The organism is Serratia sp. JSRIV001, assembly GCF_019968745.1.
GTDB classification, from domain to species: Bacteria; Pseudomonadota; Gammaproteobacteria; order Enterobacterales; family Enterobacteriaceae; genus Chania; species Chania fonticola_B.
Window position 1 is genome coordinate 3,409,645 of record NZ_CP074147.1, and the last position, 15,034, is coordinate 3,424,678.

Annotated in this window: 11 protein-coding genes; all 11 read right to left on the bottom strand. The window is 53.9% G+C overall.

The window, feature by feature from the left end; all coding sequences use genetic code 11:
* Positions 1-45: 45 nt before the first annotated feature.
* The gene (locus KGP17_RS15815; protein WP_223497923.1) at positions 46-732 is read right to left on the bottom strand and encodes a hypothetical protein; all 687 of its coding nucleotides are present in this window, start codon (positions 730-732) and stop codon (positions 46-48) included.
* A gap of 1,754 nt (positions 733-2,486) precedes the next feature.
* A complete protein-coding gene (locus KGP17_RS15820; RefSeq protein ID WP_223497924.1) occupies positions 2,487-3,320 on the bottom strand; it encodes an SANT/Myb domain-containing protein in 834 nt (277 codons plus the stop codon).
* 19 nt (positions 3,321-3,339) lie between these two features.
* Positions 3,340-4,725: a VasL domain-containing protein gene (locus KGP17_RS15825; protein WP_223497925.1), complete on the bottom strand. Its 1,386-nt coding sequence runs from the start codon at positions 4,723-4,725 to the stop codon at positions 3,340-3,342.
* A gap of 18 nt (positions 4,726-4,743) precedes the next feature.
* Positions 4,744-5,178, bottom strand: coding sequence for a type VI secretion system baseplate subunit TssE (tssE, locus tag KGP17_RS15830; protein WP_223497926.1), 435 nt, complete (start codon positions 5,176-5,178; stop codon positions 4,744-4,746).
* Positions 5,175-5,714 (bottom strand): type VI secretion system lipoprotein TssJ, encoded by a 540-nt coding sequence (tssJ, locus tag KGP17_RS15835; protein WP_371822033.1) that lies wholly within the window; start codon positions 5,712-5,714, stop codon positions 5,175-5,177. The genes tssE and tssJ overlap by 4 nt, the downstream gene beginning before the upstream one ends.
* Entirely contained in the window at positions 5,686-6,774 is a 1,089-nt protein-coding gene (tssG, locus tag KGP17_RS15840) for a type VI secretion system baseplate subunit TssG (RefSeq protein ID WP_223497928.1), read from the bottom strand. The genes tssJ and tssG overlap by 29 nt, the downstream gene beginning before the upstream one ends.
* Complete coding sequence (gene tssF, locus KGP17_RS15845) at positions 6,738-8,501, bottom strand: type VI secretion system baseplate subunit TssF (protein WP_223497929.1); 1,764 nt, start codon at positions 8,499-8,501, stop codon at positions 6,738-6,740. The genes tssG and tssF overlap by 37 nt, the downstream gene beginning before the upstream one ends.
* A gap of 33 nt (positions 8,502-8,534) precedes the next feature.
* Entirely contained in the window at positions 8,535-10,130 is a 1,596-nt protein-coding gene (gene tssA, locus KGP17_RS15850) for a type VI secretion system protein TssA (protein ID WP_223497930.1), read from the bottom strand.
* On the bottom strand, positions 10,130-13,537 hold the full coding sequence (locus KGP17_RS15855; protein ID WP_223497931.1) for an ImcF-related family protein: 3,408 nt from the start codon (positions 13,535-13,537) through the stop codon (positions 10,130-10,132). Before KGP17_RS15855 ends, tssA begins: the two co-directional genes overlap by 1 nt.
* A complete protein-coding gene (locus tag KGP17_RS15860) occupies positions 13,537-14,766 on the bottom strand; it encodes a hypothetical protein (RefSeq protein WP_223497932.1) in 1,230 nt (409 codons plus the stop codon). The genes KGP17_RS15855 and KGP17_RS15860 overlap by 1 nt, the downstream gene beginning before the upstream one ends.
* A 5-nt stretch (positions 14,767-14,771) precedes the next feature.
* Entirely contained in the window at positions 14,772-15,029 is a 258-nt protein-coding gene (locus tag KGP17_RS15865; protein ID WP_223497933.1) for a PAAR domain-containing protein, read from the bottom strand.
* Positions 15,030-15,034 lie beyond the last annotated feature (5 nt).

The window sequence follows — 15,034 nt, forward strand, 5'->3', positions numbered from 1 at the left end:
GCCAGGTTCATTTCCAATAAACGCCACTCTGCATCAGTCCAGCGTTTATAGGGTACCTGAAGTGGCCTTTTTTTTGTGGTATATCAATCCCAATTTACTTGCCTTGAGTTTGATTGCATCATGACTTCTGTGCTGAAGTTTCTCTGCGACTTCAGTACCTATTGCCGGGTAAAATTCACGCAAAATGTGCTCTTCATCAGGGAGCCAGCTGCGCCCTCTGGTTATTCCTATATGTTTTGCCTTTGCTATGATGGAGTTTTGGGCTCTACTAGGAAGTAACGTTTGCACGTAACTCATACCTCTTTCATCAGCGTAATGCTTACGCAGCACCTCCACTTCCTGCTCAGTCCACCGTTCTGATGGTGCTTTGCAAATCCCTAATGCATGCGCAACCATGTATACAGCACTGAGCCTCCTGCCAAGCGTGCCCGCTATCTCCCGTGTCGATGTCTTTCCATAATGTTCCTCTACGAAATTCAGTTCTTTTAGTGTCCAGAGTGAGCGATGATTTTTAGGCAAGGAGGGTTGTGCCATTTTCTTCTCCGCTCTCGTTGTAAGTTTATGCTGTTTCAGACCCAACCTATGTAACTTGCTCCTTACCGCGCCTGGAGTGCGTCCCAGTAAGACAGCCAATTCTGCAAAATGCATAGTACTCTGATATTGTTTAAGAAAGTTAATTTCATCCGGTGTCCAGTGCACAGTGCGACTGAGCGTGTGGATTTTATTAAGCATGTTTCTCCTCACATACTTGTCTTATTCAGGTAATTCGGTGTGTGCCTGGATGAGAATTATGTTCAATGAAGCTAGTCTTGAAAAATTATCTACCCCCCCTGACTTTTTATTTCCCTTCCCCTGTGTATTTACTCGATTTTAACGCCGGGTGACTTCCCGGAGTATTTTTATTATCACGTCGACATCATTCTGGTCTCCCTATTTATTCAATAATTAGTTTCGGACCAGGCTTAAGACCCTTAACAGTAATTCTTTATATATTTAAGAGGGAAAGCCTCTATTCGGATATATGGAGCAAAGTAATAACTATCAAGAGGGCGATTCCGCGCAGGAACCGTCGAATTTTACGTTACGCAAAATAAAATAATCACTTGGCACCATCAGTTAAATAATATTCTTAACGCGGAAGAATTTCCTCTCCCCTACTGATGTACCACCGTCAATCCGCTGTAGCGGCCATGCGTATTCGGGTCTGAGCGATCACGCAGGCTGCTATTGACGGTAAAACAGGCCTCCTTTCTGCCAACCTCAACAGATGAGACAAGTAAATACGCAATTTCATGTCGCACTCCGGCGTAGAGCCCCAATGTGGAAATTACTGAAAAAGAGCGTCATTTTAGACATATAGCGACATTGGTTGCGCCTATTTAGGTAACTTCCTTCTGTTATTTTACCTCCTAAGCAATCCACTTAATAATTTGATTGTCTTTTTAAATAAAGAAGCGAAGACAATTATTGCAACAACAAGGAAAATGTTCATTACTGGCGTAAACAAAAGGCCCGTGGCTGCCGTTGAGTTTTGTGGTGATATAAAAACATAATAATGCGTCACACTATCCAGTATAAGTGCAATAGTACAACCTATAATTGAAGGGTAAAAATCCTTGGACACTTTAAAGTAAAAAATAATTATTAAATAAGGGCATAATGATAAGAATAAAAAATATAAACCAATAAAACCCAAAGAACCCTTGGTTTTTAAAAAAAAGTTATCAATGTGCAAAAAAAATGCTAGCACCATCACCAGATATAACAATGGCGTGTATTTTTTAGAATAAGGCATTTTATTACTAATGATTACCATTAAATATAACCCTTGATTACTCTAACTAGTGGCATTACCGGAAACATTGACTTGATAAGAATGAAAGCCAACTTTGCATTAACGACATACTACCGGGATAGCTAAGTCACCTTACCGAACACTACATATCCTAACGCATCCGTCAATTGAATAAAAAATAGAATCACCATCAATATAACATCCTTTTCAATCTACGGGCAGTCAATAACCACTTAGGTGTATTCGTTTTTTATAATACCAGAATTACTGCTGAACATCATTGAATTTCAGAGCTCACAAAGGAGTATCCATTTTTATCAGCTACTCACCATTCAGCGAAAAAACCCGCTCCAACTGCACGGTACTCTTATAAGCATAATGTTCCAAGCATTTGATGAGCCTTTAGACAATAGAGAATGAGTATTGCTATGGAAATGATGAATAATGATATTACTAATCAATGAAAGAATACTTGGGTTATACCTGCATGGGCGATCGACCATGCTCCTGATCTTTTACCAATTACGGAACCCAAACAGCCATTCGTCATTGCCAAACTGACACCAGTTACGTGAATAGCCATTGGATAAATGGTGGTGGATACCAGTTTCAGACCATTTGCACCCTGCAACTCCGAAGCCGATAAGGAAAACAGCCATGCTATTGCGTGCGGCAGTCCCCAGGTCTCCGCTCACTTTTTAGCCTTCAGCCGTTTCCTGAGTCTTTCCCTGGCTTTTTCCAGCGATCGTTGTGAACGCAGTGGGAAAAGGGGCATCAGTTCGCTGCAAGACAAGTCAAGGGTACTCTCCAGTAAGCGCCACTCCGCCTCACTCCACGGCTTAAAAGAGACCTGTATATCTTTTAGCTTGTTATAGCGCAATCCCAGCAGTCTGGCTTTGTACTTGATTGCATCAGCACTTCTGCGCGGCAGTTTGCTTGCCACTTTTGCCCCCATTTGTGCGTAAAAGTCGCGTAAAATGCGCTCTTCACTCGGTTCCCAATGATAGCCACTCCTTATACCTAACTCTCGAGCCTTGACGGAAATAGACTGTTTTGACCTCCCAGGGAGTAGTGTTTGTACGTAAGTGATACCGGCCCCCTCGGCATAATGGGTGTGTAATACCGCTATATCTTCTTCACTCCATTCTTGAGCCTGTTTTTTGCAAAGCCCTAAACTCTGAGCCGCCATATGGACCGCAGAATACCCACGCCCGAGTTTAGCCGCAATTTCGCGTGTGGGTGTTTTACCGTAGTGGGTTTCCACATAGTTCAGCTCTGTTATGGTCCAACGTGAACGGTGGTTGCCTGGCTTGATATCGGAGGGGGGTTCCCGCAAGACCTTCGCGGAGATTGGCGGCTTAAGGCCTAGCCTCCTCGCCTGGGCTCTCACCGCACCTTGTGTCCGCCCCAATTTAACTGCGATATCCACCATGGTTTTTTTAGCATAGTGTCGCTTAATAAATGTAATATCATCCGGTGACCAGTATTGGCCTGAACGGAGTTGACTCGTTTTATCAAACATCATTCTCTGCCTACCGTTAATGTCATTGGGCTGGTGAAGATGACACCGTTTGCGCTGGGTTTATCAGCGCATAACGATTAAGCAACTGCGTCAATCGGCTGTCGATTTGCGTTTTCAAGGAAGCCGAAACGTTCCGCTGGGGTTTCTGAGCCAGTTCTCGTAACAAGCTCTCCAACGGCGGTGTGCGCAGTAAAGGCTGCTGTATGGCATAAAGTGCAGATTTCAGTTCAGAGACGGTCAGGTACTTTCCCCGTTTTTCATCGAGACCGTTGAGTTGGGTCACCAGCGCCTGCAACCGGGCCAGTGCCTGATAGCTGTCCTCCAGCTGTTCAACCGGCAAGGCATTGGCGTTGAGGGTCTGCTGCCAACGCTGCTGCAGCGCGGCGGCTGTCGGGCTCTCCGGCCACAGAGTGTGGGTCTGTTTTATCAATGCCATCCCGTAGTCTTGCACCCAGTGGGGGGATAACATCGCCAACTGTGAGAGCTGTTTGTCTGTCAACGCCAGCAATGCCGGGGCGGCAGCATTCAATGCGTCTGACTCGCCCCAGCGCAGTTGAGACTGCACCGCCTCAGGCAACGCTTGCGGTAACGACGCGAGCGAGCTTTTCACCTGTGCTTGCACATCAGTGACGTAATGGCTGTAAACCATCCAGCCAACGCATACCGCACACAACATGCTGACGCCGACGCCAGCAAAAAAGCCTTTCCACTCCCGCCGTTTTTTCTGCGCTGTAGTCACTACCCTAACTTTAGGCGACATTTCCGGTTGGGCGATATACACCCAGGGCTGTTGCACGTTTGATGAAGGCTGAGGTGCTGGTGTCGACTGCGGGGGCGGCAACATCCCGCCGGTGATGTTTGGCGCGAATTGCTGCTCATTGCCTTGAGCATTCTCCAGCCTTACTGCGGCGATGTGCAACAGTTGCACCAGGGTATCCAGTTGGCTCATGTGGCGCAGTTCGAGGCGCTGTAAAACCTCGCTAAAGTGTTTTAGTCGTTGTTCCGACTGATACAACGCAGACAGGTCACTGTATTGCCAGTTCAGGGTACGCAATACCCCATGTAAACGCTGAGTGAGTGCTGAGAGGATTTCTACACGGGCATGGACCGGTTGTGGCCACAATGCGCCCCACTGGTGGCTAACCAGCGCCTCAATAATCGACAGCCCTTCATTCAACCCGGCAACCCCGGCCAACTGGGTGCGGGTCAGGGTATACCAGGCCGCCGTCTGCAGCTCCACGCCGTTGTGTTCAAACAGCGACAGGCACAGTTTTTCGGCATAATGCCAGCCCACATCCGGGCGCGCCGGGTGGGTGAGTTTACTCAGTTCATCGCGAAGTGCGGCATAATCAGCCAACGCACGCGGGTCGCCACCGGTTTTCAGGTAGCGTTGAGACAGAAAGGTCATGGTGTGTGGTTACCCTGATTAAGACAGCCACTGCTGTTGTTGTAGGTGCCGAATCACTATCTTGCCCTCCGGCATAAATTCGGTGCCATAGCGCACCAATCCGTGGTCTTTCAGTTGTGCATCAATGGCATATCGCAGTTCGCCCGGCTGCGTTTGTTCCTGCATCACCACGTCAACCTTCTTCAGGCGTGGCTCGTATTTCAGCAGGACAGCGGAGAGCGTGACCATCAGCTCATGCGCCGAGCCGGGCATGCCTTGCAGGATTTTGCTCATGTCCGGTAAACCGTAGTCCGGCAAATGGCTGAGCGTGCCTGCCCGGCAGTTGAGAATGCGCTGCATGTTGTCGAGTACCGAGAGGATCACCTGATCGGCTTCGTTGACCTGATGCAGCTCAAGACCACCGGCAAAGTTACCCAGCAGTATTTCGTAGAGTGAGAGAGCGCCGGACATCATTTTTTCTCCGCAAGCAGGGTCAACGTGTTATTTCCCACCTCGACAGTGCGCGGCTTATCCGGATCCAGATCGTCGCGGGTCAACACCCGACGCCACTGGTCTTTCGACATATCCGGATCACGGAACAGGCCGACGATCGCAACAAATTGAGCGTCTTTCTCCATCGGCATATCCAGCGATACGGCATTTCCCGGTTTGACAACCACATCGCGGCTGGCCAGCAGATCCGCTTTCAGTGCGTCATCGCCCCCATCAACCAACTGCTGATACACCGTTTTCTGGAAGGTTTTATCATCACGTAGCTGATAGACGCGAACCAACACTGGCTGCGAGGACGAACTTTCCTCGTGTGCATCGGTATTCAATGCTTCACGTCCGGTAAAATCCAGATGCAGCACTTTTATGTGCTTATAAAACAGAGATTTTGTTGCTGAGACAGTGCCATCGGTCACCGTCTGGGTCAGCCCGCAGCCGCTCAGTAATAAAGCCAGCGCAGGCAGCCAAAGTTTACTTTTCAACGTGGTATTTAATAACACGACCATTTCCTTCTTTATGTCTGTCAGGTGCCATTCCGCTGTAGCGACCCAGCGCCACGGTAAAGTATGCGGGGAGATCGTCTGACGACGCGTCATCACCCAGCCCCAGTACGCCAGTCAAACCCAGCCTTATCGCGGGTTCCCCCAGAACAGGGGCCGGGAGCAGCCGTGTCGGTACCGTCAACTGAATGCAGGCGGTGTAGCGCCAGCCCAGATACACCCTGAGTAACACTAAAAAATCGGTATACAGTACACCATCTGGCAACCAGTCTCTTGCCTCCTCACGGTCTGATGTGTGCAAGGAAATCAGCAACTGACTGTTGGCATCAATGACCTCCTCCCCCATCACCGTACCGCCATCCAGCCAGTGAGTGCCGTCATCGGCAAACCGCATCGGTGCAGCGATCCGCACCGTGCGCAAGCAATGCGGCGTGACATCGGCCTGCGTAAAAGGGGCTAACAGACGCACCAGCGCCTGCACGCCTTCCGCCGTTCTTCCTGGCAAGCGCATCACGCCCAGTAACGCCAGAAAGCGTGAGGTCGGCGTCGCAAAATGCGACTGAGTGCCGGGGATCCCCATGCCAATAAGCCCCAGCACGCTTTGCGAGGTATTGTCTTTCCCCCCCGATTCGAACGTGGCAGGATAGGAGTACTTTCGCCAAATCCGGTAAAACTGCGTCATGAACCGGTGGTTAAAAATATCGAGGAACCCTTCCAGTGCCTCATGCCCTTCGCGCTGTTGGGTGATGTCATCGATATAGGACGTCGGCAACGGCGAATCCACCCCGTACAGCCCCATAAACGTGGTGCGAATGGTCGGCGGCGCATCCTGATGTTTTGCGTCCATTTCCAACGCCTTCAACTCACTGACCGGAAATCCCATTCCGGGGTGCGGACGAAAACGCACACAGTCATCGGCAGGATCCGCGGTACTGCCCAGCGGCAGCGTTCCGGGTTGCTGCTCGAGTAACTGACAGAGGCGGAAGAAATTAATCTTGCCAATATCCCGTTCAAGCCTGGCGATTAGCAGGGAAGACGGGTTTTGTGGTTCTCTTCCCATTCCAGACGTTCTCCTGTCGGTTGCAGTATCAGGGTCAGACGGTTGAACAGATGAATGTCGGTATACAGCGCAAAAAAGCGGCTGAGCATTTCACCGAACAGACTGATATCACCGGTACCTGCAAAGCCGTTGCTGTCGAGTGTGATCTCGATATGGACCCCGCGCAGCAGATAGCCGCGTTCAAAGCGTTCGATCTCGCTGTGTTTCACCTCGACGATGGCCTCCAGACGGCGGCGGTTCATCTCGTTTTCCGTCCAGTCATATAACGCCAGAGTACCACGCAGCACATCCGCGCTGTCCATCATCCACAAGAAACTGCTGCCCAGATGGCTCAATACACGCCAGTGAAAACGGTCACGGTTCGGCGGATAACACGGCATGGTAGGTACGGATACATTACGCACCCGCACGTTGACCCCGGTAGATTTCACCGCCGTATCCAGCACCGTGCTTTGCAGGGATTTGCGCGACAACTGGCCGTTGGTGCCAGTGAGACTGAGGGAGAGGTTTTCATTGTCCGGTACGGTGTGGTTATCAAACGCCTCGCCGCCCAATACCAGCCACGTATCGTGCAGGCCGGAAGGGCCTCGCTTGACGCGTGTATGGTAGTAATATTCCGGCGCGTCGTGTCGCAGCATCCCACCTTTGTGACGGAAACTGGTGAACGGCACATACACCTGGTGGCCAGAGTGTTTGGAGGAGATCACCGCATCCACCGAGTAAATTTCGGTATGGCCATCCTGCACGCGCATCGGGTGCAGCAGATATTCCGTCTGTAACGAGGAAAGTGAAAGTGGATCCGATTCCAGCGGAAAGAGATTAATGACCGGCACGCAGTGCAGCCGCAGGTGTTTTTCCGAGAACGAGAAGTCGTGCTCCCAGCGCTTCTCCAGCACCACATCGATTTCAAACCAGGCCAGATCTGCCGGTAACGTCACCGCGTCCAGTCCCCTGAGCGCGACAAACATGAATTTTTCACGGAAGGTGAAATACTCCAGCAGCAGTTGATAACCGCTGAACGCACTGTCCCCTTTTGGCCACAGTGTGTCCTTATCACTAAAGCCCTGTGGCGCAAAGAATGCGTCCAGCGGTTGACGGTCAGCCTGGCCCGGCAGGCGTATCCAGAGTTTGGCGGTGTTAAGCGTTAGCGCCTCATGCAAGGCGCAGGCCAGCGGTGTATCGGCGTCAAAATAGAACGGCAGATGGCGCAGAGTGATGACGCTCCAGTCCACCAGTTCACTGCAGGTAAAGCGCAAGCGGATCACCGAGCGGCCATCTGGCTCGGTATCCAGCACCGCGCGGTTCAGGGTGAGAGGCAGCAGCTCAATATCCTTCGTGGTGGTGTACCGGCAGCGTGTGCGACGTTCACCGATAGGGCGCGAAAGTATTTCAAAGCCTTTACTCACCGCCATGGGCTCTTTCATGCTCTGCCATTCCGGAGTGAACTCCACAATAGACAGGGAGGGAATGGTGCGCAGATAGTGTGGCCACAACAGGCTGACCAGCCCTTCGGTCAGTTCGGGCAGGTCATCGTCGAGCTTTTCACGCAGACGCCCCATCAGAAAGGCAAAACCTTCAAACAGGCGTTCCACATACGGGTCACGGGCCCCGGTTTTGTCAAGGTTGAGTGCAGACGCCCGGTCGGGATGCGCACGCGCAAATTCGTCGCCCGCCTCGCGCAGGTAACGCATTTCGGCTTCAAAATAACGCAGGGTTAAATCGTCCATAGAGATCCACAGTTAATCTGGCAGAGTTATTGGTTAGCCACACAGCACGGCAGCGCGGGCAGGATCGAGTGCTATCAACCCGCTGAGCAGGTTGTCCATTTCCGTCAACAGGCTGTTTTTGTCACCGCCGCTACGTTGTGCTTTCATGCGCAGAAGCTTCAGCCGCCGGGCTTTGACCTCAAAAATTAATTCTGGTGCCCACTGTTGCAAAGTGAGCACCGTCCCCCCGTTATCGAGATTGTCCAGCAAATGCAAGGCCATATCACTTTTACCGAACTGCTCCGCAACGCGTGCCATCACCAGACGTATCAGCCACTGGTGACGCGGCGTACTGATCCCCGGGCGTGACTGCAACCACTGCAGCGCCGTTTCAACACCGTCGCTGTCGGCTTGCGCCAGCGCTTCAGATTCGAACTGAAGAATATCGTCTTCGCCCGACGTCACCGCAACGGCGGTTTCACTATCCCATCCGCTGGCAGACTCCAGCACCTGCTGAGTGATCCAGCTTTGTGTCACTTCATCAGCAAACGGCGTGCCGTCGCTCCAGCATAAACTTTCCATCCCCGGCAGACGGGTCAGAAGCAGATTGAGATCCTGCGTAATGCACGTTGCCCAGCCTTCATAGGGTGCGCCAGATTTCGTGAGTGCCTGGTGTAAATACCACTGCACGTCCAGCCAGAAGTGGTTCGCGCCTTCGGCAAACATCGACTCTGCCTGATCCAGCAGGTCGATCCAGCTTTGTTGCAGGTATAGGCGTTTGAGCTGTGCGCGGTATTCGGGGCGTGGTGGCATCAGGCGGGTTCGCCCGCGGGCATCCAGCGAGGGCAGTTCGTGTACCGTGTCCCAGCGCACGCTTTTAATAAGATGATGCCCGGCGAGCCAACCCAACGGTTGATCGCGCAGGTACTTCGCCAGCGATTTGGCCTGATCGAGCAGATCACGCCCGGATTGCACAGGCCGCAATGAAGGCGATGCACTGTTGCTCTCCTGCGCAGAGGAAGACGCACTGCTGTTTTGCGGAACGACGGCGTTCATCCCACCGGATTGAACGAGCCGATTTTCGAGTGAGGAAAACAATGCGCCGAGTTGCGGACGAGAGGCGTCATCCCAGCTGCTCACGCCGTGTTCTATGACCGTCAGTGCGCCCACAATACGCGCAAAATCAACGTTGTCGACTTCCGGATACAGCGACAGGCTATCCCGTACGCGGGGGCCGGAGATCCATTCCAGCGCCGCTTTTCGGCTTGCGGCCCGCTGCGGATGTAACGATTCACCAAAGCGGTTTATCAGCCCGGCCAGCAGGGAAAGGCCCTCGGCCAGACCCGCCTCGCCGTCACGATGCAGCCGAGCCCAGAGGTAATACGTCGCAACACGAACGTCCTTGCACTGACCCGTCAGCAGTTTTTCCGCCAGCGCGCAGGTCAGCGTGGTGTCTGCGCCAGAGAGCTTATTGACCTCTTCGCGCATCTGCTGAAAATCATCGTCGTAGCCGGGGTCGGTTCCGGCAGGGTGATCTGACGAGATCGGTTTCAGCCAATTATCCCAACGTTCAGCCTGAAGATGCGCCTGTTTTAAAAGCGATTCACGTTCTGCACCACAGGCGTTTTGTAGTGTGGTCAATGTGGCCATTATTGTTCCTCGGCGATCGCATCGGGATCAAAAGGGGGTTCGCTTTGCACCGGTGTTTGTATCAGGAAGATCTGATTGGGCAGCGTGAAGTTACGCAGCGGCAACAGACCCAGCGGACCTTTGCCCAGCTCGGTGCGCAATATCCATTGAAGCGGCTGCTTGTCCGGTGTCGTGAACGTCAACTGATAGCGGCCTTCGTCCAGCTTTTTCTGTTTTGTGTGTTCAAGCCAGCGAATAAGCCCCCAAGTGCCCTGATAGTCACCGTACAAACGGGCACCGGCGGATGTCGTGGTCCATGTCAGCAGGGTCCCGGGTTTATAGGTATCGCCTGGCCAGCGGAAGCTCTGCCAGCTTTCCATCTGATTGAAGTAATGCAGTTTTTGTCCGTCAATCGACAGATGGGTTTCCACCACATCCGGCACCGGACGAGCCAACAACTCAAACCGCAGCCCTTGGCTGCCGTCGGTGAACAGGATGTCAGAAATCTGGCTCAGCTGATTAATGGCCGCCAGGAAGTCGGGATTAAAGGTCAGCCCCTGATTGTTGACCCTGTCCGGTACCCAGCGGGTGCCTTCTTTATGCAGTACCCCACTCAGTTCACGGGTCAGGAAACTGTCGATGCGCCCGCTGTCTTTGCGGATGAAGTCGGCCAGCATCGGCAGGGAGGCATCGCTTTTACTGACGGCAAACGGGTAGCGCCCGTCAAAGGCCGACTTCCAGTTCGCCACAATGGCGTTTTTCCAGCGGTCATTCAGGCTGGCTGACGAAGGCTGCAACACCGTTTCCCAGGCCTGTGTCAGCGGCTGAACAAACATCGTCTGGCCGAAGCCACTCCATTCTTCACCCAGACTGGCGGCGATCAGGCTGCCGTATTCCTGCGTATCAGTCAGATCGACGTTTTTGCCCTGGAAAACGGTCTGAGCCAGGACCTGCGTCATTGCCTGCGGGTCTGAAGCATTCGCAACCTGCTGGAGTTTCAGTCGCACACGGGTAACGCGGGTCAGCAATGTTTGCAGGCTAAGTGAGCTATCGGACGACATCATCGTCTGCGCGTTGCCTTTGCCCATCAACGTCAACAACGGCCCGAAGGTCTCATCCAACGGGCCGACCGGGCCGCTGGCCTGCTGGTCTATCGCCGGTTCGGCGTCTTTATTCATCAGGGCCTTGGCCGATTTCACCAGCGAGTCTGACAGCGCGTCGGTCTGCTGCCCGGTTTGTCCCTGCCAGGCTACGGTGTTCATCAGCGCAATCAACGGCGACTGGCGAACATCACTCATCAAGGTGAGTTGGTCAATCACATCAGACAGGTTTTTCGCCTCATTCCAGTGCAGGCTGTTGAGAAAACTCAGCCAGGCACCGGCAAAGTCGGTGAAGTAACGTTCGGTCAGGCGTTTTTTCAGTGCTTCCGGTGAGATGTCATCGGAGATGGCACGGCGGTTATCGCTGAGCACCCAGTCAATCTCTTCACGCCGCGAAGTGACCGCGTTGTCTATCGCCTGCAGGATCTGTTCATCCCACGCTTTGCGGGTGAACATGCCCGGTACGGTTTCAGCGCTCGTGAACAGCCGTTGCGCATCGGTTTCCCCCGTCATGTCAACAAGCGTCATGTCCGCAGAGTTGCGGCGCACAGACAGCAGCATGTTTTCATACAGCGTGCTTTCGGCATTACGCTGGCCGATTTCACCCAGCAACACCTGCCGGGTCTGTGACACCAGGGCCTTGTCCGGTACGATTTTCCAGCTCGGCTGGCCGGGCAGGTTGTGGGCATAAAACTGCCACAGGTCGGGTGCCAGACTCTGCCAGAGACCGGGAGAGACACCCGGGCGAAGTGGCTCGGTGGTTTTCATCACCTGAGCGTAAAAGGCACCGTCGGCTTTTTCCGGGCGCACCATCATCAGGTACGCTTTCAGTTGGTCATAACCGGATTTTGCCAGTGCAGCGCGTTTCGGGCTATTGGCGGGCAGGTTGGCCACGACGCCGAGTTGTTGTTGCAGGCTTTCTACAGCGGCATCGCGGATCAGACGGTTGCTGACGTTGCCATACCACGGCATGAGGGTCGCAAGCAGTTGGGCATTATGGTCCAGACCAAAACGCTGATACCACGGCGCACCATTCGCCACGCGCGACTGTAAACGGCCAATATCATTACGCAGCGCATGCAGGGCGATCACCTGTTCATCCGACACGGGCTGCGGCTTTGCAAGGCGCTGTGCCCCCTCAGCGACCGAGAGCATCTGCTGGCGATTGACGGTAAACGACGCCACGCTGCCTGCGCCCCACAACACCATCAATGTCAGCAGGCCGGTATACAGCGTCTGCTCCCAGGGAAGACCGACGCGGCGGCCCGGAGCCGAACGGCAATCCGCCAGCAGCCCTTGCCAACTGGCCGGAGCGCTCCAGGCTTTTTCATGCACGTTCGCAGAAGCGTTCGTGGACACCTCTGGCAGGCTGAACATCAACCCACGCAACGGAATGCGGGTAGCGTAATCGGCGAACCATGGTGTCAACACCTGTCGCCAGCGGGCGGCCTGTTTATTTTTTAGTGATTGCCCCAAGCGCAACAGGAAATCATGCGACGGCTGCGCCAAGACCTGCTGCATGCCCTGTCCGCGTAACGGCGGTAACAGCGAGATCAACTGCTGTTCAAGGGTCGTTGGGGTGGCCTTCGCCGGGAACAGTACACCGACCGGTTGCGTGACCCGCTCATCCTGCGCCCAACCGCTCTCACACACCTGCCACAGATAAACGGGGGGCTGATAGCGCAGCGCCTCACCGGCTTTTTCCAGCGTGCGCAGGCCATTATCCAGCCACGCGGCACCCTCGCTCTGTGCCTGAGTGACGGCCCAGACCACGCCATCCAACGGGCGACTGCGGCACAGTGTGCGCCATGCAGTCAGGCGTGCCGGGTCGATCAGTTCACGTAGGCTGCCGCCGTGCAGCAAGACGGTGCGCTGCCCTTCCAGCCAACCTTGATCAGCCAGTGTGGGGGCCAAAGCGGCAATCTGTTCAGGCTCACCCACCACCATCAGCAACCGCACTTTATAACGCCAGAACAGGCCATAGCGGCGGCGCAGGTGGGTTTTAAGCAATGCAGTTTCGTTTTGTAATGGCGGGACGCGTTGTACCTCTTTTTCTGCCCGCAAGACATCATCCCCTTTCAGTGCTTGCCGCTGTGCCTCATAGGCTTGACGACCTGCACGACGGATTGCAGCATAATAGAGTGCTATCGACAGCAAGAAAAAACCGGTACCGCCTACAATGCCCCATTGCCAGAAACGGTGTGCGTTACTGTTGGGGGGGATCCCCAGCACATGCGGTTGACGCCAGACCAGCCAGCTCATGATAGCAGCGGTTAGCAGTACGAGGATAGCTAATGGCCAGAAGTAAGAACGAGTCCAGGTGCGCATCACTGCGTCATCTCCTGCGAAGGATTATAGGGAGAAACCACGGTATTCCAGACGCCAGCGCCAGGCGCTGACGCCCCACTAAAGATAAACTGGGGGGACTGTGTCAACTGAGCGGCCTGTGTGGCAGCAGCAATCGCCAGCCAGGGGGTAACGCATCCGGGGTGACCCAGCGAGGTGCCCACGTCGTAAATGCCCTGCTCACGTGTCACCGGAAATGCCACCGTTTCCATTACCGTGCTGAGCGAGGCTATATTCTCCTCGTCCAGGCCGGAAAACCACACATGGTTAAGTGACTCAGGGGAAATCGGTACCCAGTCCAGGGCCTGACGGACACCGTATTCCAGTCGAGCTTCAGTGGCGAATTCCGGACGGTGCAGATACGCCAACGGAGGCAACGTTTTTTGGGTCAACCGGTTGCCGAAAATCAGCCCTACGACCGATTCGGCGGTCATCTCTGGTTGCTGAGAATGTATCTGCAACGCCACCACAACCAGGAGTGCCTCCTCATGAATATGGTTATCCAGCCAGTCATCCACCCCCGACAATCCCACACAGTCAACACGGCTCATTGAGTGGACAATATCCGCATCATTCCAGGCGGCCTGCCACACCTGTTGTAATGCCTCGTCAGATAATGCCGTATCAGATCCCAATATCAGCTTTAGGGGAATGTCATCCGCCAAGGGGGCTAAGGTTTCAGCCAGCGTCGTGAACACCGAAAATAGCAGGCGTTGCGTCATCACTTCCGATGACTCGCCCTCAAACTGCGGCAACCGGCTATGCCGCACTGCGGCCTGACCTTGCCAGGAGGGTTGTGATAACAGGGCATTTTCGTTTTGCACCAGAGCAGAAAGCTGAGCATCAGGATTTTCCTCATCGGTATGTGCTGTGTGTAATACCGCTGCCAACACCTGAAGTGAACGGCGGCCTTGTCGGGTTTGCTGTAACAACACCTGCCAATGGCGTTCATCCCAACCATCGGCCACCAGATGCTGACCGACGTAGACCAACCAACGTACCGTAACCAACAGGCCCCAGAACAGTGAGGGGATCCCCAGGGCCAGTAGCCAGAACAGTAACGGCTGACGCCCCACGGACTCTCCCCCCCGTAATGCCGTCGCCAGCACCCCAGTCAGCAGGAAACAGGGAAAAACGCCCAGCCAACGCCACCAGCGGATTGGCACCGGACGCGGTGCCAATCCGGGTAGACGATCCAATCTGACAGGCATAAGGATTAACTCGCTGTGGCTTGAGACAGGGAAGATAGCAGGGTACACCCACAGGCACACCGATGGCCGTGGAAGGCCACCGGGATCCCGTTATCACAGAACGTAGCGTGCCCCTCGCTGATTACAGTATCTCGGTGTTGGGGACAAGAGACTGGATCCCCGAGACGGGCAACACCAATACCACCGAATTTCATAGTGGACGACCCCGCTGTGACCGTACCGCCGTGGGTGGTTTTATCACCGATACGAATAACTCCTTTCATCGTTT